Origin of the sequence: Bradyrhizobium sp. ORS 285, from assembly GCF_900176205.1 — a bacterium.
In the GTDB taxonomy this organism is placed as follows: Bacteria; Pseudomonadota; Alphaproteobacteria; order Rhizobiales; family Xanthobacteraceae; genus Bradyrhizobium.
On sequence record NZ_LT859959.1, the window covers coordinates 6,350,009 to 6,370,000 of the forward strand.

At 64.7% G+C, this 19,992-nt stretch carries 18 protein-coding genes and 1 tRNA gene (1 of these 19 running past the window's edge); 13 read left to right on the forward strand and 6 right to left on the reverse strand.

The features are described from left to right. Positions 1 to 299 precede the first annotated feature (299 nt). A complete protein-coding gene (locus tag BRAD285_RS28480; RefSeq protein WP_244422217.1) occupies positions 300 to 500 on the reverse strand; it encodes a conjugal transfer protein TraD in 201 nt (66 codons plus the stop codon). Positions 501 to 546: 46 nt separating this feature from the next. After that, positions 547 to 873, reverse strand: a complete 327-nt coding sequence (locus BRAD285_RS28485; RefSeq protein WP_006612379.1) for a conjugal transfer protein TraD — start codon at positions 871 to 873, stop codon at positions 547 to 549. 170 nt (positions 874 to 1,043) lie between these two features. Here BRAD285_RS28485 and traA point away from each other — a divergent pair, with 170 nt between their 5' ends. From traA to BRAD285_RS28500, 3 genes are all read left to right on the forward strand, one after another. After that, positions 1,044 to 4,055 carry a Ti-type conjugative transfer relaxase TraA gene (gene traA, locus BRAD285_RS28490; protein ID WP_006612380.1) on the forward strand — a complete coding sequence of 1,004 codons (3,012 nt, stop codon included), beginning with the start codon at positions 1,044 to 1,046 and terminating at the stop codon, positions 4,053 to 4,055. A gap of 127 nt (positions 4,056 to 4,182) precedes the next feature. Beyond that, positions 4,183 to 4,437: an AlpA family transcriptional regulator gene (locus BRAD285_RS28495; RefSeq protein WP_050886867.1), complete on the forward strand. Its 255-nt coding sequence runs from the start codon at positions 4,183 to 4,185 to the stop codon at positions 4,435 to 4,437. A 575-nt stretch (positions 4,438 to 5,012) separates the two neighbouring features. Beyond that, the gene (locus BRAD285_RS28500) at positions 5,013 to 6,707 is read left to right on the forward strand and encodes a recombinase family protein (protein WP_006612382.1); all 1,695 of its coding nucleotides are present in this window, start codon (positions 5,013 to 5,015) and stop codon (positions 6,705 to 6,707) included. Here the strand turns inward: BRAD285_RS28500 and BRAD285_RS28505 are convergent. Then, positions 6,664 to 6,740, reverse strand: a tRNA-Met gene (locus tag BRAD285_RS28505). The genes BRAD285_RS28500 and BRAD285_RS28505 overlap by 44 nt on opposite strands. 501 nt (positions 6,741 to 7,241) lie before the next feature. Between BRAD285_RS28505 and BRAD285_RS28510 the strand changes: the two genes are divergently transcribed. Then, entirely contained in the window at positions 7,242 to 8,675 is a 1,434-nt protein-coding gene (locus BRAD285_RS28510; protein ID WP_006612383.1) for a coniferyl aldehyde dehydrogenase, read from the forward strand. Positions 8,676 to 8,834: 159 nt separating this feature from the next. Further along, positions 8,835 to 10,439, forward strand: coding sequence for a GMC family oxidoreductase (locus BRAD285_RS28515; protein ID WP_006612384.1), 1,605 nt, complete (start codon positions 8,835 to 8,837; stop codon positions 10,437 to 10,439). Here BRAD285_RS28515 and BRAD285_RS28520 read toward each other — a convergent pair. Further along, positions 10,436 to 11,197: an SDR family NAD(P)-dependent oxidoreductase gene (locus BRAD285_RS28520; protein WP_006612385.1), complete on the reverse strand. Its 762-nt coding sequence runs from the start codon at positions 11,195 to 11,197 to the stop codon at positions 10,436 to 10,438. The two genes, BRAD285_RS28515 and BRAD285_RS28520, sit on opposite strands and share 4 nt — an antisense overlap. Positions 11,198 to 11,309: 112 nt before the next feature. On the opposite strand from BRAD285_RS28520, the gene BRAD285_RS28525 reads away from it, so the two are divergent. Both BRAD285_RS28525 and BRAD285_RS28530 read left to right on the forward strand, forming a co-directional pair. Then, positions 11,310 to 11,825 (forward strand): CvpA family protein, encoded by a 516-nt coding sequence (locus tag BRAD285_RS28525; protein WP_006612386.1) that lies wholly within the window; start codon positions 11,310 to 11,312, stop codon positions 11,823 to 11,825. A gap of 121 nt (positions 11,826 to 11,946) precedes the next feature. Then, entirely contained in the window at positions 11,947 to 12,729 is a 783-nt protein-coding gene (locus BRAD285_RS28530) for an SDR family oxidoreductase (protein WP_006612387.1), read from the forward strand. Between the two features lie 297 nt (positions 12,730 to 13,026). On the opposite strand, the gene BRAD285_RS28535 is transcribed toward BRAD285_RS28530, so the two are convergent. Further along, positions 13,027 to 13,482, reverse strand: a complete 456-nt coding sequence (locus BRAD285_RS28535) for a DUF3775 domain-containing protein (RefSeq protein WP_006612388.1) — start codon at positions 13,480 to 13,482, stop codon at positions 13,027 to 13,029. Between the two features lie 116 nt (positions 13,483 to 13,598). On the opposite strand from BRAD285_RS28535, the gene BRAD285_RS28540 reads away from it, so the two are divergent. From BRAD285_RS28540 to BRAD285_RS28555, 4 genes are all read left to right on the forward strand, one after another. After that, positions 13,599 to 14,462: an MBL fold metallo-hydrolase gene (locus tag BRAD285_RS28540; RefSeq protein WP_006612389.1), complete on the forward strand. Its 864-nt coding sequence runs from the start codon at positions 13,599 to 13,601 to the stop codon at positions 14,460 to 14,462. Between the two features lie 78 nt (positions 14,463 to 14,540). Then, complete coding sequence (locus tag BRAD285_RS28545; RefSeq protein WP_006612391.1) at positions 14,541 to 15,383, forward strand: fumarylacetoacetate hydrolase family protein; 843 nt, start codon at positions 14,541 to 14,543, stop codon at positions 15,381 to 15,383. A gap of 151 nt (positions 15,384 to 15,534) precedes the next feature. Beyond that, positions 15,535 to 16,149 carry a glutathione S-transferase family protein gene (locus tag BRAD285_RS28550; RefSeq protein ID WP_006612392.1) on the forward strand — a complete coding sequence of 205 codons (615 nt, stop codon included), beginning with the start codon at positions 15,535 to 15,537 and terminating at the stop codon, positions 16,147 to 16,149. 23 nt (positions 16,150 to 16,172) lie between these two features. Next, positions 16,173 to 17,036 carry an MBL fold metallo-hydrolase gene (locus BRAD285_RS28555; protein ID WP_006612393.1) on the forward strand — a complete coding sequence of 288 codons (864 nt, stop codon included), beginning with the start codon at positions 16,173 to 16,175 and terminating at the stop codon, positions 17,034 to 17,036. Between the two features lie 28 nt (positions 17,037 to 17,064). Here the strand turns inward: BRAD285_RS28555 and BRAD285_RS28560 are convergent, their stop codons facing one another. After that, the gene (locus tag BRAD285_RS28560; protein WP_006612394.1) at positions 17,065 to 17,607 is read right to left on the reverse strand and encodes a methylated-DNA--[protein]-cysteine S-methyltransferase; all 543 of its coding nucleotides are present in this window, start codon (positions 17,605 to 17,607) and stop codon (positions 17,065 to 17,067) included. Between the two features lie 158 nt (positions 17,608 to 17,765). Between BRAD285_RS28560 and BRAD285_RS28565 the strand changes: the two genes are divergently transcribed. Both BRAD285_RS28565 and BRAD285_RS28570 read left to right on the forward strand, forming a co-directional pair. Next, positions 17,766 to 18,566 (forward strand): phytanoyl-CoA dioxygenase family protein, encoded by an 801-nt coding sequence (locus BRAD285_RS28565; protein ID WP_006612395.1) that lies wholly within the window; start codon positions 17,766 to 17,768, stop codon positions 18,564 to 18,566. Positions 18,567 to 18,692: 126 nt separating this feature from the next. Next, a protein-coding gene (locus BRAD285_RS28570) for an NAD(P)H-dependent oxidoreductase (RefSeq protein ID WP_006612396.1) crosses the window boundary here: on the forward strand, positions 18,693 to 19,992 show its 5' portion. It continues 5 nt past the right edge of the window; the window shows 1,300 of its 1,305 coding nt (coding positions 1-1,300); its start codon is at positions 18,693 to 18,695; its stop codon lies off the right edge, out of view.

The following is a 19,992-nucleotide window of genomic DNA, read 5'->3' on the forward strand; positions in this document are numbered from 1 at the left end:
CGCCATCGGCGGACAAGAGAGGCAAGCAGACAACTTTCGGAATTGCGACACGTCGTGGCGCGCACGAAATGCATCCAATTGTGAATAAGCTGAAGCAACTACCCCTCGCCGAAGGATACCGCGACAAGTAGGTGCTGGTACTGAGAGCTGCTCTTTTGCAAACTTTGGGCAGCGCCGGATCGGACGACTTGAGGTGGTCGCGACGGTCGACAGTAGCACGATAGATATCGAGCTTGTGGCCGACGCCAGGCTTGAATCAAGGTAACTCATGTCGAAGTCTGCCGACAAACCGTTCCGAGTCAACGAACTGAGCGTCTCCGCATTGTAACTTCTATTTTAAATGATTGCCTACCCATTGCGGTCCACAGCGCTCGCGCTCGTTCGCTGTGATCGCCCTTCAGCTTTTCGGCTACCCAGAGCAATGCACCAAAAATGGTGGCGCGGTCGTCGCCGGTGAGATCCACGATACCGGCTTTGACGACAAGGCCTCCCAGTTCGATTAGATGCCGCGTTCGCTTGCGACGCTCGACCTACCACGCGCGCATATCATGTCGCGCCCTTGCGGATCGGTGCCGGTTGAGGGCCGCTCGGTTGCGCAGAAGCGCCGCCCATGTTGCGGTCAGTTGCTGGTGCAATTCGCCGCCCCAGACTTTGAAAGAATGCGGCCCCGCGCTTGGCCCACGCCTCCTTCTTTCCGGCCTCTTTCGTCTCTGCCAGCACGATCAGCGCGCCAGCCAGTTCTTCCGCAGTGAGTGCGTCGGCCCCAGTCGCGATTACCAATTCGCCGAGCTGGCGCACTTTGCGAGTTTTAAGGCCGCGCGCCTTGTCTTCGAGTGCCTTCAGGTCTGCATCAAAGTCTCGTGGTTTGCGCATCGTCGTCTCCATGAGTTCAATGGAGAGATGATAGGCAAGCACACCGCAGAATGCTGTAAGGTCATCAGGACGACCTGGGACGGTGCGATCCCTCCCGAGATTTTTTCGAGGGAGGGCGCGCTTATACGTCGTTCCGACGTGCGCTTCGCTGTGCCAGTGATTGGATCGCGATGGCGATCTATCATCTTCACGTCAAGGTCATTGGCCGTAAGGCCGGGAGCAGCGCGGTGGCATCGGCGGCCTACCGCTCAGGCTCGCGCCTGCGCGACGAGCGGCTTGGCCGTGAGCAGGATTTTTCTGGAAAGCGCGGGGTCGTCCATTCCGAGGTGATGCTGCCGGAGAATGCGCCTGAGACCTGGAGCGACCGCGAGCGGCTCTGGAACGATGTCGAATCGTTCGAAGTGCGCAAGGACGCCCAGTTGGCCCGGGAGGTCGAGTTCGCCCTTCCGCGCGAGCTGAGTGAGGCGCAAGGCATCGAGCTATCCCGCGACTTCGTTCGGACTGAGTTCGTGGGTCTGGGCATGATTGCCGACCTCAATGTGCATTGGGATAGGGCCGAGGACGGACTGCCCAAGCCCCACGCTCATGTCATGTTGACGATGCGCTCGGTCGACGAGAACGGCTTTGGCCAGAAGGCGCGCGATTGGAATCGCACGGAGATCGTCGAGCGCTGGCGCGAACGCTGGGCGGAGCTTGCCAACGAGCGGCTGTCCGAACTCGACATCGACGCCAGGATCGACCATCGCAGTCTGGAAGCCCAAGGCATTGCGCTGGAACCACAAAGCCAGATCGGCGCACCCGCCAAACGGATCGAGCTTCGGGGCATTGCAGGCGAACCGTTCGGGGCCGACCGCGCCGAGATACACCGCGAGATCGCGCACAACAATGGCGCGCGGATCATCGCCGATCCGACCATTGGGCTGGACGCCATCACCCAGCAGCAATCGACCTTCACACGTCGCGACCTGGTAAAGTTCGCGCACCGGCACAGTGACGGGCTCGATCAGTTCAATGAAGTGGTGGGCGCAATGCAGGGAGCGCCCGATCTGGTCGAACTCGGCAAGGACGCCCGCGGCGAGGACCGGTTCACCAGCCGCGGAATGATCGAGGCAGAACAGCGGCTGCACCGGGCTGCTGAAGTGATGGCGGACCGGGAACGCCACGAGGTGCGAGATGCGTATCGCGAAGCCGCTTTGGCGCGCGCGGAAGCACGCGGCCTGGTGCTGTCGTCCGAGCAGACTGAGGCGCTGGCGCATGTCACGGGCGGGCGCGATCTCAGCGTCGTGGTGGGCCACGCCGGGACGGGAAAGAGTGCGATGCTGGACGTGGCGCGAGACGCGTGGGAAGCGGCGGGCTTTGAGGTCCGGGGCGTGGCACTGTCCGGCATTGCAGCGGAAAACCTTCAAAGCGGATCGGGCATTGCGTCGCGCACGATTGCCAGCCTAGAGCATGGCTGGGAACAGGGCCGTGATCTGCTCAAATCGAGCGATGTGCTTGTCATCGACGAGGCGGGGATGGTCGGCACGCGGCAGCTGGAGCGCGTGCTGTCCCATGCCGCCGAGGCTGGGGCCAAGGTGGCGCTCGTCGGCGATCCGCAACAGCTGCAGGCGATCGAAGCGGGAGCGGCATTCCGGTCGATTTATGAGCGTCACGGCGGCGCCGAGATCGGTGAAGTGCGCCGTCAGCGGGAGGATTGGCAGCGCGACGCCACACGCGATCTGGCGACTGGCAAGGTGGGCCACGCGCTTGAAGCGTACCGCGCCCAGGGCATGGTGCATGAGGCCGAGAGTCGCGACTTGGCGCGCGGCGATCTGATCGATCACTGGGATCGCGACCGGCAGGCATCACCGGATCGGAGCCGGATCATCCTGACGCACACGAACGACGAAGTCCGCATCCTGAACGAGGCAGCGCGCGAGCGGATGCGGGCAGCGGGCGATCTCGGCGACGAGGTGGGGGTGACGGTCGAGCGCGGCGCGAGAAACTTTGCCAGCGGGGATCGGGTGATGTTCCTGCAGAACGAGCGCGGCCTTGGCGTCAAGAACGGCACGCTCGGGACCATCGAGCAGGTCAGCACGCAGTCCATAGCCGTGCAGACCGACGATGGCCGATCCGTGCGCTTCAATCTGAAGGATTACAACCGGATCGACCATGGCTATGCCGCGACGATCCACAAGGCGCAGGGCATGACGGTCGACCGCGTCCATGTCCTAGCGACGCCCGGCATGGACGCCCACAGCAGCTATGTCGCCCTGTCGCGGCATCGCGACGAGGTGGAGCTGCACTATGGCCGCGACGATTTTGCCAATGCAGACCGGCTTACCCGGGCCCTGTCGCGCGACCGCGCCAAGGACATGGCCTCGGATTACGAGCACGTCGATCCGCTCCAGAGCTACGCCGAGCGGCGTGGGATCACCTTCCGCGATCGCATGGCCGAGATCGTGCGCAAGATTGTGTCCGAGAAGCTGCGCGACATCCTTGACGGCCTGCGCTCTCCGGCTGATGTCGCCGGACTGGATATTGGACAGAGACCGGAACGGGCAACGCCGGAAAGGGAAAGCAGCGATCCCGCAGCCGAGCGGCGCGGAGCCGAAGTCCTGGCAAGGAACGTGGCGCAAGATCCCGAAGCGGACGCACGTCGCATCCGGACACGGGCGCTGGTGCGCCATGCCCGCGCGGTAGATGCGATCTTCGCGGCGCAGGAGACGGGCGGCACAGCGAGCCGCGAGCAGGTGAGAGAGCTGCAAGAGGCGCGTCGAGCCTTCGAGGAGTTGCGCCCCTTTGGCTCGCACGACGCCGAGGCCGCTTACAGGAAGAACCCGGAGCTGGCTCGCGAGGCGGCCGGTGGTCAGGTCAGCCGGGCTGTGCGCGCGCTCCAGCTCGAAAGCGAACTGCGCACCGATCCGAGCCGCCGCGCCGACCGCTTCGTGGAGCGTTGGCAGAAGCTCGACCGTGCCAGCCGGCGCCAGTATGAAGCCGGCGACATGTCCGGCTACAAGGCCACGCGGTCCGCGATGGGCGAAATGGCGAAAGGCCTCGAACGCGACCCGCAGTTGGAATCTATCCTCGCCGGCCGCAAGAACGATCTTGGCATTGCATTCGAATCAGGCCGCCGGCTCGGCCAGGATCTAGCCTTCGTCCATGGGATCGATCTCGGCAGAGGCCGAGGCCTTGGAATTTGACCCATCCCGTTTGCCGCCGGCTCTACGCCACGCTTGGCAACGCGCGAACGCCTATTGTCCGCCTGCACCTGATCGCCTCTCTGGTCTCACAACAGCTCAGAACCGACCAGCGAAGGGCATCACGGCCATGCGCGAACCAGACCGTATCATCAGGATGAAAACCGTCCTCGCCAGGACCGGGCTGTCCCGGTCCACAATCTACCGCAAGATCGCCGAGGGCACGTTCCCGGCCCAGCTCAAGATCAGCAGCAACGGAACCGGTTGGCATGAATCCGATATCAACCGATGGATCGCAGATCCAGTCGGATGGCGTGCGGAAGGCCGATTCGAGGAAGCCCCGGTGAGCTCGATTTCCGATCCTTCAACCGGCCGCAGAACGTAAAGACTCGTGCTCTCGTATCCTCACTTCATACACCGCCTACTTTCGATCGCGGGCCCTTCCTTCGCCAGCGTATCCTAAACGGCGAGCGCGTCTATGATCCTCTTCCGTTTCCAGACGCTCCTCTCTTGACTGTGCCTACGGGGAGGCACAGTGCCCAAAGGTCAGAGCGAACAGTTTAGGAGACCTTCACCTTCGGCCGGAGCAGGCGATCAGAGTGCCTCCGAAGAAGCTCTGCTGCGTCTCGGTCGCCTGATCGGAAGGCAATTGGCTAGAGACGCGATCAAACCTCGGCCGCAGGAGCTGCGCGAGGAGGATAGCACTCGGATCCATCATGAGCCTCCTGCACGAGGTCCGGGAAAGGATGATTGACGCGAGCGCTACTGCACCTGTCCAGGTACATCTACACTAGCGAAATCACCTCGAAACATCGACGGAAGCTCATTCGTCAGTCTCCGTTCATGTTCACCAGCAATTCGAAGTGGATCGGCGTGCACACAAATGCCGCGTTCGTGCTGCATTCTGTGCGCTGATGGCGCCTGTTATGGCGCGAAACGCATTGCCGGGGAAAGCCTACGATGCGCGTTGCTCTCTACGCTCGATACTCGTCCGACAATCAGCGCGACGCCTCGATTGAGGATCAATTCCGCATCTGTAAAGAGCGCGCCGCGCGAGAGAACTGGACCATCGTTGCGTCATACAAGGATGCAGGCATCTCCGGCGCCAGCATGATCCTCCGCCCCGGCATCCAGGCGCTACTAGAAGACGCTCAGAGCCGCGCGTTCGATATGGTGCTCGCTGAAGCACTCGACCGTATCAGCCGGGATCAGGCAGATGTCGCGACCCTGTTCAAGCATTTGCGCTTTGCCGGCGTGCCAATTGTTACGCTGGCGGAAGGGGAAATCACCGAGCTTCACGTTGGCTTGAAGGGGACGATGAATGCCCTCTTCCTGAAGGATCTTGCTGCAAAGACGCATCGCGGCCTCCGTGGGCGGGTCGAGGGAGGCAAGTCTGGTGGAGGGCTGTGCTACGGTTACCGTGTGATCAAGAAGCTGGACGAGCGAGGCGACCGCATCAGGGGCGACCGGGAGATCGATCCGGTCGAGGCCGACGTGATCAGGCGTATCTTTCGCGACTTTGTATCCGGCATGAGCCCACGGGCGATCGCGATCAAACTCAATGCTGAAGGTGTCGCGGGTCCTGAGACAAAGCTGTGGAACGACACAACCATCCGCGGCCACCTCAAGCGCGGCACGGGGATCATCAATAACGAGCTCTACTTGGGCCGCCTGATCTGGAACAAGCTGCGCTACGTCAAGGATCCATCGACCGGCAAGCGCATCTCGCGTCTCAATCCAGAGTCCGAGTGGATCGTCACCGATGTCCCACATCTCCGCATCGTTGAAAATGAGCTGTGGCAGGCGGTGAAGGCAAAGCAAAAGGAGATTGCCGAGAAATTTGTCAACGTGACAGCAGCCGTTCGCGAGCACCATTCGAACAAGCGCATCAACAGTGCACGAAGACCAAAATCGCTGTTCTCGGGGCTCGTCTTTTGCGGCCAGTGTGACGGGCCCTGTTCACTGCGCGGGGCTGATCGCTTCGTCTGCTCGGCTCATGTGAGCAACGGATCCTGCCCGAATGGCAGCACGCTGAAGCGGAGTGAACTCGAGCAGCGCGTCCTGGAGGGGCTGAAAGACCGGCTGCTGGCGCCGGACGTCGTTGCCGAAGCCATGCGCGCCTACGCCGAAGAGCTGAACCGGCTGAACCGCGAGCGACGCGCCAGCGGTGATTCCTGGCGCACCGAACTGGCGAAGGTCGAAAAGCAGATCCAAGAAATCGTCGAGGCGGTCAAGGAGGGGCTGTTTCAACGCTCGATGATCGCAGCGATGGACGCACTGGAGGCCCGCAAGGAAGAGCTCACGGTCCTGCTTGCCGAGGCCCCCGCCGACACCCCTGACATGTTGCCGAGCGCCTCGCAGCTTTACGCCAAGAAGGTCGCGCACCTCACTGAGGCCTTGAACCGTCCGCAAGACCGGGCCGAAGCCGCCCAGGCTCTGCGTGGCCTGATCGACCGCATCGTGCTCCGGCCGGGCGCCAAGCGGGGCCAGATCGACGCTACGCTTTATGGGGAACTCGGTACCGTCCTCAGTTGGACAGCAGCCCAAAGGGACAAGGGGGCAAAAACCAAAACTCCCACAGCCGAGGCGGCTGCGGGAGTGTCGGTCTCAGTGGTTGCGGGGATAGGATTTGAACCTATGACCTTCAGGTTATGAGCCTGACGAGCTACCGGGCTGCTCCACCCCGCGTTAACTTCTGCACGGCCTTCAGGGAATTATCGGGTGCTCCTGGCTGACGCGTCTGAGCGCCGCCGAGTTCATCCCAAAGGCTTCCTGAGAAGGCTTGAGCCCGTCGGCCGGTCCGGCCATCGGGTGCGGGCGGTATGTACCAATGCGAGGCTGGTTTGGAAAGGGCCTTTTGGAAGTTTTTTTGCCGGATTGTGACAGCGGCCGACCGAATTCGAACCCCTGGAAAACTCTCGTGAAATCATATGATTACAGGTGAAGGTGCGAAACATGCTGTCCCCCTTGAGCCCAACCGAAGGTCCAGCGGCGGCAAGGTCCGTGGCTACCTGCGAGGGCCACCTAGGGACAGCAGCCCCTGCGATGAGTCTGCTGTGTCGTCCCGCCAGCCATTCGGCCCAATCCACCACGTCACCGCGCTTGCCAACGGTTCCGCAACGCGGCAGCTTCGACCACGAACCAGAACGACGGCCGGAACGCGGCCGCAGCCCATGCGAGGAGACGTCGATGGACCACTCCCTGAAGAGCCCCCCGGTCACCGCGCTCGACGACACCTTTCACGCCATGATCGAGGCCTCGCGCGGCACGTCGCCGCCGGACTTGGCTGCGCGGCAGGACAGCCTGAGGCGGCTAAGGGGCATGCTGGCCGACAACGAGAGGCGCCTGGAGCAGGCGATCTCAGCGGATTTCGGCCATCGCTGCGCCTTCGAGACCACCATCGCCGAAACGCTGTTCCTGCAGACCGAGCTGAAGCACACATTGAAGATGCTGCCGCGCTGGATGGCGCCGCGGCGGATCGCGACCTCGCTGCAGTTCTTCCCCGCGCGCAACCGGCTGATCCCGCAACCACTCGGCGTTGTCGGCATCATCGCGCCCTGGAACTATCCGCTGCAGCTGACGCTCGCGCCAGCGATCGGCGCCATCGCAGCCGGCAATCGCGTGCTGATCAAGCCGAGCGAGCTGACGCCGCATTTCTCGGCGCTGCTGCGGGAGCTGATCGCTGCGGCATTCGACCCAATCGAGCTGTCCGTCACCGGCATCGAGGATGGTGTCGCGCAAGCGTTCGCCGCGCTGCCGTTCGATCACCTCGTCTTCACCGGATCGACGCGCGTCGGCCGCATCGTGGCTGAAGCTGCGGGGCGCAATCTGACGCCTGTCACGCTCGAGCTCGGCGGCAAGTCGCCGACCATCGTCGACGTCTCCGCCGATATCGACGAGGCCGCCGAGCGCATCGCCTATGCCAAGCTGCTCAATGCGGGACAGACCTGCATCGCACCCGACTATGTGTTCGTGCCGGAAGCGCGGCGTGACGCCTTCGCCGGCAGGCTCCACGGCCACATGCTCAGGATGTTCGGCACCAACCCCGCCAATGGCGACTACACCTCGATCATCTCCGACCGGCACTATCAGCGGCTCGAAGGCCTGCTGCGCGATGCGATCGCGCGCGGCGCCAAGCCGTTGAGCGTAACGAGTCCCGAAGATCCCGCCTGGAAGAAGCTGCGGAAATTCCCGCCGACCGTCGTGGTCGGCGCGACCGCCGAGATGGCGATCATGCAGGAGGAGATCTTCGGCCCCTTGCTCCCGGTCCTGACCTATCGCGATGCCCACGAGGTGATCCGCTTCATCAACGCCCACGACCGGCCGCTGGCGCTGTACTGGTTCGGCAAAGACGAGACGGCGCGCGAGAACGTGCTGGCGCGCACCCTATCCGGCGGTGTCACCATCAATGACTGCCTGCTGCATTTCGCGCAGATGAACCAGCCGATGGGCGGCGTCGGCGCGTCCGGCATCGGCCACTATCACGGCGAATGGGGCTTCGACAGCTTCAGCAAGCTCAAGCCGGTGTTTTATCGCTCGCCCTTCAACCGCATGAAGGATCTCTATCCGCCCTACGGCGCCAGCATCGCCTGGATCGAGAAGCTGCTGCGGTTTCTGAGCTAATCAACTCCGAGTCAGTCCGGGGGGGCGCGCTGCGCGCCGCCGGACTCTCGAGGTGATCGAGACGCAAGCCAAGCTCGAGATTCCGGATTCGCCGCGCAGATGCGCGGCGCCCCGGAATGACGGCTGAACAACGATAAATCCATCAGGGAGAGAGCGCGCGTGGCGGAGGAAGTCGATTTCATCGTCGTGGGTGGCGGCAGTGGCGGGGCGACGGTCGCGGGGCGGCTGTCCGAGGATCCGGGCACGTCGGTGATGCTGCTCGATGCCGGCGGACGCAACGACAATTGGATCGTCACCACGCCGTACATGCTGTTCCTGATGGTCGCAGGACCCGTCAACAATTGGTCGTTCACGACCGTGCCGCAGCCAGGCCTCAACGGCCGCATCGGCTATCAGCCGCGCGGCCGCGGGCTCGGCGGCTCATCGGCAATCAACGCGATGGTCTACATCCGCGGCCACCGCGCCGACTATGACCAATGGGCCGCGCTCGGCAATCCCGGCTGGTCGTATGACGACGTCCTGCCCTATTTCAAACGCGCCGAGAACAACGCCGAGTTCAACGGCGAGTATCACGGCCAGTCCGGACCGCTGCCGGTCAACCGGCTGCGGACCGGCAATCCCGTGCACGAGATCTTCCTGCAGGCGGCGCGCGAGGCGCAGTTTCCGATCCGCGAGGACTTCAACGCCGAGACCCAGGAAGGGCTCGGGCTCTATCAGGTGACTCAGCAGAACGGCGAACGCTGGAGCGCGGCGCGGGCGTATATCCAGCCGCATCTCGGCACACGCAGCAATCTGCGCGTCGAGACCTCGGCGCACGCCTCGCTGATCCTGTTCGACGGCAAGCGTGCCGTCGGCGTGAAGGTTCGCCAGGGCAAGGAGGTCAAGGAGATCCGATGCCGGCGCGAGGTGATCCTGGCTTCCGGCGCGTTCCAGACGCCGCAGTTGCTCATGCTCTCAGGGGTCGGTGATGCGGCTGCGCTGGCCAAGCATGGCATTGCCAGCGTGCATCATCTGCCGGGCGTCGGCCAGAACCTGCAGGACCATCCGGACTTCATCTTCGCCTACACCTCCGACAATCCGAACTTCTCGTCGCTGTCGCCGAAGGGCATCCGCAGGCTGCTCGCTGGTCTCGGTCAATACCGGCGCGAGCGCCGCGGGGTGCTGACCTCGAACTTCGCCGAATGCGGCGGCTTCCTGAAGAGCGATCCCAACCTCGACATCCCCGACATCCAGCTGCATTTCGGCATGGCCATCACCGACGATCACGGCCGCAAGCGCCACGGCAACGGCTTCTCCTGTCACTTCTGCCTGCTTCGGCCGAAGAGCCGCGGCACGGTGGCGCTCAGAAGCGCCGATCCGCTAGCCTCGCCGCTGATCGATCCGAACTTCCTCGGCGAGGAGGAGGACGTCGAGGCGATGGTCGCCGGCTACAAGACCACGCGGCGGCTGATGGAGACGCCGGCGATGCGCAGCCTCGCCACGCGCGACCTGTTCACCGCGGACGTCAGGACCGACGACGACATCCGCAGCATCCTGCGCGCCCGCGTCGACACAGTTTATCACCCCGTCGGCACCTGCAAGATGGGCGTGGATGATCCGCTCGCCGTCGTCGATCCACAGCTCCGCGTGCACGGCCTGTCGGGCTTGCGCATCGTCGACGCCTCGATCATGCCGACCTTGATCGGGGGCAACACCAACGCGCCGACGATCATGATCGGCGAGAAGGCGGCGGACATGATCCGGGGCGAGATGCGCGCCAATTAGGTCAGTAGGAAACCGCCATCGACCGTGACCACGCTGCCGGTCATGTAGCGCGACGCGTTCGACGCCAGCAGCATGATGGCGCCGTCGAGATCGCTCTCATGGCCGACGCGCCGCTGCGGGATGCGCTTGATCAGCTTCTCGCCGGCCGGCGTCTGCCAGACGTCATGGTTGATGTCGGTGTCGATATAGCCCGGCGCCAGCGCATTCACGCGGATGTTGTTGGCGGCGAGTTCCAGCGCCAGCGCCTTGGTCGCCTGCACCACGCCGGCCTTGGAGATCGCATAAGGCGAGATGAACTTCACCACGCTGAAACCGAGCACGGAGGCGATGTTGATGATGTTGCCGCCGCTCTTGCGCGCGATCATGCGGCGCGCGACTTCGGTCGCTGCGAAATAGGCGCCCTTCAGATTGGCGCCGATCACGGCGTCCCAATCGGCCTCGCTCTGCTCGACCGCGAGCTTCTCGACCGCGATGCCGGCATTGTTGATCAGCACCGTCACCGGTCCGAGCGCGGCTTCTGCGGCATCAAGGCCCCGTGCGATCGAGGCATTACTTGTCACGTCCATCTCGACCGCGGAGGCGCGGCCGCCCTTGGCCTTGATCTCCTCCTCCAGCGCCTTGAGCTTACCGGTCTGCCGCGCGGCGAGCGCGACCGCGGCGCCGTGGGCGGACAGCACGCGGGCGAATTGCCGGCCGAGCCCCTGGCTCGCGCCGGTGATCAGAATCACTTGCCCAGTGACGTCGAACAGGCCGGACATGGCACCACCTTGCGTTTCCCTGTTTTGTTGCGGCGCATTGATACAGACGATTTGAAACAGCGCAAACCGGATTTGTTTACCGGGCGGGTCCTACAACCTTTGCATATCAGTCATGAATCCTTTCGACCTCGCCGCTTGTATTGCCCTGATGGTCGCCGTCTACAGCGGCTTCGCCACTGGACTGCTGCGCAGTGCGATCACGATCCTCGCCTATCTGCTCGCGATGCCGCTTGCGATGGGAGCGGTGGCGGCCATGAGCCCACAGCTTCAGGATGCGCACGGCGCGCCGCTGGCGCAGAACTGGCTGCAATTCTTCGCGGCCTTCGTGGTCATCGGCGTCGCGCTGGGCAAGATCGGGCGCATCATGCTGGACGAGGCGATCGGTTCCGAAGCCGGCTTTGGCGATCGCCTGGCCGGCGCGCTGCTGGGCGCGATCAGGGTCGGCATGGTCGCCACCACGCTCGTCCTGGTGTTCGACCGGATCGTCCCGCCGGAGCGCCAACCGCGCTTTCTTGAGGGCTCACGGCTGCGACCGATCCTTTCGCTTGCAGGCGCCAAAGGCTTCCGCTCGCTGCCGCCGGAGGTCGCGGGTCTGATCGATCGGCTGAAGCAGGAACGGCGCATCTGATCGCGAGCCATGCCATCTGGAGCCATGCAAATCGGCACGGGACGGCTGCCCTTATCAGCGGCGGTCCGGTTGGCTAGAATGCGCGCATCATCCAGCCACTGACATATCGGAGTGATCAATCGTGGATCTCGGGATCAAGGGCCGCCGCGCCATCGTCTGCGCCTCCAGCAAGGGATTGGGCCGCGCCTGCGCCATCGCGCTCGCCAATGAGGGCGTGCATGTGACGATTACCGCCCGCGGCGCCGAGGCGCTGGCCAAGACCGCGGCGGAGATCCGCGCCGCCAATCCTGGCATCACCGTGACCGAGGTCGCCGGCGACATCACCACGCCCGAGGGCCGCGCCGCCGTGCTCCAGGCCTGCCCGGATCCGGACATCCTGATCAACAATGCCGGCGGCCCACCGCCCGGCGATTTCCGCAACTGGACCCGCGACGACTGGATCAAGGCGATCGATGCGAACATGCTGACGCCGATCGAGCTGATCAAGGCTGTCGTCGACGGCATGATGGCGCGCAAGTTCGGCCGCATCGTCAACATCACCTCGGCCGCGGTGAAGGCGCCGATCGACATTCTCGGCCTCTCCAACGGCGCCCGCGCCGGCCTCACCGGCTTCGTCGCCGGCCTCTCGCGCAAGACCGTGATCAACAACGTCACGATCAACGCGCTGCTGCCGGGCCCGTTCGAGACCGACCGGCTGCGCTCCACCGCCAAGGGCGAAGCCGAGAAGCGCGGTGTCACGCCGGAGCAGATCCTCGCCGACCGCGCCAAGACCAACCCCGCCGGCCGCTTCGGCGATCCCGAAGAGTTCGGCGTGGCCTGCGCGTTCCTGTGCGGCGCGAAGGCGGGCTATATCACCGGGCAGAACATCCTGCTGGATGGTGGTGCGTTTCCGGGGACGCTGTAAGCGCAGCGTCCGCTGGCGCTGACTTTTGGGCGCGGCGATCGCTGCGAGTCCACCTCGCCCCGCTTGCGGGGAGAGGTCGGATTGCATCGAAGATGCAATCCGGGTGAGGGGGTACAGGTCCCACACCGAACACTCCCGGCGCGTATGCCCTTCTAACACTTCCCGTGCGGCTGCCCCTCACCCCACCCCTCTCCCCGTAAGAACGGGGAGAGGGAGCGCACCGTTCGCGGGGAAGACGCCAGGCTCGAACTGAGAAGACCTGCGCTTATCATAAGCGCGGGCCTTCTGCTTGCCATCCTACTGCTTCGTGATCTCGTCCTCGTCGCGCTGGCTCGGGCTCGATGAATCCGCCGTGGTGCGGCCTTCTGTCCAGTCGATGCCGAACGCGTCGAGGCCTTCGGCCAGCAGATCACCCAGCATCGGCTCGCCCAGCAGATAGCGCGCAGTGTGGCGGTCGCGCTGGCCGGCGGCTTCACGGCGCAAATCGTCCCATTCGTCGATGTCGCCGTCGCCGCGGCCGAGCCGCATCAACGCGACCAAATCGGTCTGCTCGTCCTCGCTCATCGCATTGATGAAGCCTGTGATCTCGCGCACGACCGGATCGTCACCGGTGTCCTGGAGCACATCGATCATGTCGTCATCGGCGGCATTGGAGCCGGAATCGTCGTCGGTCGCCTGCTCCTTGACGTCGAACTCGCGCGCCTTCTCGATCAGGAAGGCGACCTTCTCGGGTGAAATCGTCAGCTCTGGCATGACACTCTCCTCTTGGACTGGCCACGACAACGCCTGTTCCGGAGAGTCGATCCATTGCGCTGGAACGCGCGACGCGGCATCGTCGCCGCCACCAAGAACAAGATGGGGAAACGTGCATGCGATGGACGGTCGGCCGGGTCAGGATCACCAAATTCACCGAGCTGGAGACGGTCGGCGGCAGCCGCTTCATCCTGCCGCAGGCGACGTCGGAGGCGATCCGCGCGCTGTCCTGGCTCACACCCGATTTCGCGACCCCCGAAGGCAAGCTGAAGATGTCGATCCACGCGCTGGTGCTGGAGACGCCGACACGGCGCATCGTGGTCGACACCGGTCTCGGCAATGACAAACAGGGCCGCAGCGTGCCGGTGTGGAATGGCCGGTCGACGCCGTTCCTGGAGACGATGAGCGCGGCGGGCTTTCCGCCTGACAGCATCGACATGGTGATCTGCACGCATCTCCACGTCGATCATGTCGGCTGGAATACGCGGCTGGTCGGGGGCCGCTGGGTGCCCACCTTCCCCAACGCGCGCTACATCTTCGGCAGTTCCGAATATCAGCACTGGCGCGACCGCAGCGCGGCCGCGGACGAGACCGCGACCTTCGCCGATTCCGTGCAGCCGATCGTGGACGCCAACAAGGCCGAGCTTGTCGCGAGCGATGCCGTGATCAGCAACGAGATCACGCTGATCCCGACGCCCGGCCACAGCCCGGGCCATGTCAGCCTGCACATCCGCTCCGATGGTGCGGAGGCACTGCTGAGCGGCGATGTCGCGCACCATCCCTGCCAGATGGCGCATCTCGATTGGAGCTCGACCGTCGACTCCGATGCCGCGCAGGCGATCGCAACGCGGCAGACGCTGTTCTCCCGGTTCGCCGACACCGGCACGCTCGTGATCGGCGGCCATTTCGACGCCGGCCACATTCACCGCGACGGCGCAGCCTTTCGCTTCCAGGCAGTGCCAGGCAGCGGCAGCGCATAGCCCGTGAGGTTGAATTTCGCCCCGCCATGCTTCATGACAGGGCCCCTGGAATACCAAGGATCTGAGGGAGAGAAACCAATGAAGCTCGTTCGCTACGGCGACAAAGGCACGGAAAAGCCCGGCCTGATCGATGCCTCCGGCCAGCTGCGCGACCTGTCGGCCCATGTGAAGGACCTCGACGGCGCCGCCTACGCGCCGGAGTCCCTGAAAAAGATCGCCGCGCTCGACCCGGCCTCCCTGCCCGCCGTCTCCGGCAAGCCGCGGCTCGGCGCGCCCGTTACCGGCATTTCCAAGTTCGTGGCGATCGGCCTCAACTATTCCGACCACGCCAAGGAGACCGGCAACCCGATCCCGGCCGAGCCGATCTTCTTCCTCAAAGCCAACACCGCATTGTGCGGTCCCTATGACCAGGTCGAGAAGCCGCGCGGCTCGACCAAGCTCGACTGGGAGGTCGAGATCGCCGCCATCATCGGCACCCGCGCGAAGTACGTCTCCGAGGCCGAGGCGCTGAACCACGTCGCCGGCTACGCGATCTGCAACGACGTTTCCGAGCGCAACTTCCAGATCGAGCGCCTGGGCCAGTGGACCAAGGGCAAGTCGCACGACACGTTCGGCCCGGTCGGCCCGTGGCTCGTCACCAAGGACGAGATCCCGGACGTGCAGAACCTGTCGATGTGGCTCGACGTCAACGGCCAGCGCCGCCAGACCGGCACCACGGCCACGATGATCTTCTCGATGGCGAAGTGCATCTCCTACGTCTCGCAGTTCATGACCCTGCTGCCGGGCGACATCGTCACGACAGGCACGCCTCCCGGCGTCGGCATGGGCATGAAGCCGCCGACCTTCCTCAACGTCGGAGACGTCGTCACGCTCGGCATCGAGCGCCTCGGCGAGCAGCGCCAGGAGATCATCGAGGCTTGAGGTCGAGACGTCAGGCGGCCCCAATATTCAACGTCGTCATGCCCGGGCTTGACCCGGGCATCCACGTCTTGAACCGGTGCCGATGGCCGAGACGTGGATGGCCGGGTCAAGCCCGGCCATGACGACGGAAAGAGCATTCCAGGAGCAACCCATGAAACTCACCTTCTCGCCCGCCTCGCCATTCGCCCGCAAGGTGCGCATCGCCGCCATCGAGCTCGGCCTGATCGACCAGATCGAATTCACGCCCGCGGCCGTGATCCCCGGCCAAGCCAATGACGAGTACATGAAGATCACGCCGCTGAAGAAGCTGCCGGTGCTGATCCTCGACAATGGCGACGTCATCCTGGATTCCTACGTCATCGTCGAATATCTCGACGAGCTTGCCGGCGGCAACAAGCTGATCCCGTCCTCCGGCCCGACGCGCTGGAAGGTCAAGAGCGAGCACTCGATGCTGCAGGGCATGCTCGATTCCATGCTGCTGTGCCGCTACGAGGCGATGGTGCGCCCGGAGGGTCTGCGCTGGCAGGCCTGGTCGGACGACCATTGGAACCGCGCCTGGATGGGCATGGCGCGCTTCAATGCGCAACCCGACCTGCTCACGCGCCCGTTCGACATCGTCTCGATCGGCCTCGTCTGCGTGCTCGGCTATGCCGATTTCCGCTTCGCCGATTGCGGCTGGCGCAAGGCCTATCCCGCGCTCGATACCTTCCATCAGAAGATGCTGGAGCGCGAGTCGGTGAAGATCTCGGTGCCGCCCGCGGCCTGATCATCTGAACAGAAAGTGCCGCGATGCTGAACTTCTCGGTTGCCGACACGACGATCCATCGCATCATCGAGCAGGAAACGACCTTCCTGCCGGCGCGCGAGATGTTTCCGGATCTCACGCCGGAGATGCTGGCAGCCGAGCGCAGCGCGCTGCAGGCGGCCAAGGCGCTGGATGCGCAGGACACGCTGATCCTGTGCTTCCAGTCCTACGTGGTGAAGACGCCTGACCATACCATCCTGATCGACAGCTGCATCGGCAATGACAAGCCGCGCGCGCGGCCGGTCTGGAACATGAAGACCGACGACACCTACATGCGGGCACTCGCAGCTGCCGGCATCGGGGTCGACGACATCGACGTCGTGATGTGCACGCATCTCCACACCGACCATGTCGGCTGGAATACGCGGCTCGACAATGGCCGCTGGGTGCCGACGTTTCCCAAAGCGCGCTACGTGTTTGCACAAACCGAATACGACTACTGGGTCGCGCAGAATGCCAAGGCCGAGGTGCCCGCCTTTGCCGACAGCGTCCTGCCGATCGTCGAAGCGCAGCGGGCCGACATCGTCAGCGACGCATTTGCGATCGGCGATCATGTCCGGCTGCTGCCGACACCGGGCCACACGCCCGGTCATATCGCGGTTGCCGTGGGCAAGGGCAAGGATGACGCTGTCTTCGCCGGCGACCTGATCCACACGCCGCTGCAGCTCGCTTATCCCGAGCTGTCACCGAAATTCGACGTCGATCCGACACAGGCCGCCGTGACGCGGCGCGCCTTTCTCGATCGCTATTGCGACACGCCGACCCTGTGCTGCACGGCGCATTTCCCCTCGCCCTCTGTCGGCCGCATCACGCGCAAGGGCAACGGCTTCGCCTGCGAGGCGATCTGACGCGAGGTCTGCCGGCCGCGGCGGCCCCTCAATCGAACAGGCTCGGCGTGTAGTTCACCGCCGCGCCCTCGATCGCCAACATCTTCAGCTTGGTGTCGACGCCGCCATTGGCGGAGAAGCCGCCCGGCTTGTTGCCGGCCGCGAGCACGCGATGGCAGGGGACCACGATGGGACACGGATTGCGGCCCAGGGCCTGGCCGACCTCGCGAGACAATTCGACCCCACCGAGCTGTTTGGCGATATCGCCATAGGTGAGCGTTTGCCCCGGCGGGATCCGCCGGGCGATCTCGTAGACGCCGCGCTGGAACGCGCTGACGCCGTCGAGATCCAGATCGATGTCGCTGAGGTCATCGGGCTGTCCCGCGAGCAGCGCCTTGATGCGGGTGATGACGCGCTGCACATGGGGCGGCGCCTCAGCCTCGACGATCCCGGCATCCCGCTGCTGCATCCGCGTCCTGATCTGCGCGGCGCCGCCCATCGGCAGCTGCACCGCGTTGATGCCGCGGGATCCCCAGGCGATCGCGCAGGTGCCGATCGCGGTTTCGAACAGCGCATAGAGGTGGTCTGACATGGCGGCCTCCCTTGTGGCTCTGCCCCGTATCGTCTGCCGCTCAAAATAGGCTTGGAGAATGTTGCGATCCACCCGGATTCTGCCAATGTCGACAGCGGAACGCAGAGGCAGCCCGGCGGAGACCGGGCGCCGTCGGGGAAACGAGCCAGGAGAACGCCATGAAGCTGACGCCGGAGCAGATCGCATTCTTCAACCGCGAGGGCTGGCTGTTCCTGCCCGAGCTGTTCGGCCCCGAGGAGACCGCCTTCCTCGCCCGCGAGGCCGAGGCGATCTACGCCACGAACCGGCCGGAGGTCTGGCGCGAGAAGAGCGGCGCGCCGCGCACGGCGTTTGCGGCGCATCTCTACAACGACGCCTTCCGTGTGCTGGCGGCGCATCCGCGCATGATCGAGCCGATCGAGCAGATTTTCGGCGAGAAGCTCTACATGCATCAGTTCAAGATCAACGCCAAATCCGCCTTCACCGGCGATGTCTGGCAATGGCACCAGGACTACGGCACCTGGAAGCGCGACGACGGCATGCCGGAGCCGCGCGCGATGAACATCGCGATCTTCCTCGACGAAGTCATGCCGATCAATGGCCCCTTGATGCTGGTGCCGCGCAGCCAGCACGCCGGCGACCTCGAGGCCTCGCATGATCTCGCGACGACGTCCTATCCGCTATGGACGCTCGACGAGGCGACGGTGACGCGGCTGGTCGCCGACGGCGGCATCGTCGCGCCGACCGGAAAGCCCGGCGGCCTGCTGATGTTCCACGGCAATCTCGTGCACGGCTCGGCCGGCAACATCACGCCCTATCCGCGCAAGATCGTGTACCTGACGCTGAACGCGGTCTCGAACGCCATCCGCACCCCGACCAGGCCGGAGTACATTGCGCATCGTGACTTCACGCCGATCGAGATGCTGCCGGATGACGCGCTGCTGCGGCTGGCCAGAGCCCATCGCGAGGCGGCCGAGTAAGACTCCCTCCGTCATTCCGGGGCATCGCGCAGCGATGAGCCCGGAATCCATAACCACCATCGTGAGTATGGATTCCGGGCTCGTGCTCCGCACGCCCCGGAATGACGACAATTGACAGGGTCGCCCATGAACCTCCACGCCCTCCTCCGAGCCCGCGCCTCCGCCGGCAAGCCCGTCCGTGTCGCACTGATCGGCGCCGGCAAGTTCGGCTCGATGTTCCTGTCGCAGGTGCCCTACGTGGCTGGCCTCGAAGTGCCGGTCATCGTCGACCTCGATCCGGAGCGCGCCCGCGACGCGTGTCGCACCGTCGGCTGGAGCAATGAACGGATTGAACGCACGACGTTCACGGCCGACGCGACCAAGGCGTTCGTCGACGGTGTCGAGGTGGTCGTCGAAGCCACCGGCAGCCCGGCCGCCGGCATCCGCCATGCGCGCGCGGCCATCAAGGCCGGCAAGCACATCGTGATGGTCAATGTCGAAGCCGACGTGCTGGCGGGACCCCTGTTGGCCGAGGAAGCGCGGAAAGCGGGCGTCGTCTATTCACTCGCCTATGGCGACCAGCCGGCCCTGACGGCCGAGCTCGTCGATTGGGCGCGCGCGACCGGCTTCCATGTCGTCGCCGCGGGTAAAGGCACGAAGTACCTGCCCGCCTATCACGAGGTCACGCCTGACGGCGTCTGGCAGCATTACGGCCTGACCGCGGGCGAGGCGCAGTCCGCCGGCATGAACCCGCAGATGTTCAACTCCTTCCTCGACGGCACCAAATCGGCCATCGAGATGGCGGCGATCGCCAATGCGACCGGGCTCGACGTCCCCTCGGACGGCCTCCTGTTTCCGCCCTGCGGTGTCGACGATCTGCCGCATGTGCTGCGCCCGCGCGAGCGCGGCGGCGTGCTGGAGCGTTCGGGAGTCGTCGAGGTGGTGTCATCGCTGGAGCGCGACGGGCGGCCGGTGTTTCGCGACCTGCGCTGGGGCGTCTATGTCGTGCTGGAAGCGCCGAACGACTACGCAGCCGACTGCTTCCGCCAATACGGCTTGAAGACCGACACGAGCGGCCGCTATGCGGCGATGTACAAGCCCTATCACCTGATCGGGCTGGAGCTGAACATCTCCGTGCTGTCAGCCGCGCTGCGCGGCGAGCCCACCGGACAGCCGCTCGGCTTCCGCGGTGACGTCGTCGCGGTCGCCAAGAGGGATCTGCGCGCCGGCGAGATGCTCGACGGTGAAGGCGGCTACACGGTCTGGGGCAAGGTGCTGCCGGCGGCCACGAGCCTGACGCTCGGCGCCTTGCCGATCGGGCTGGCGCATCGCGTGAAGCTGCTGACTGACGTTGCACGCGGCGCCGTCGTGCGCTGGAGCGATGTCGCGATCGATGCCTCGGACGAGACCATCGGCTTCCGCAGACAGATGGAAGCCGCCTTCGCGC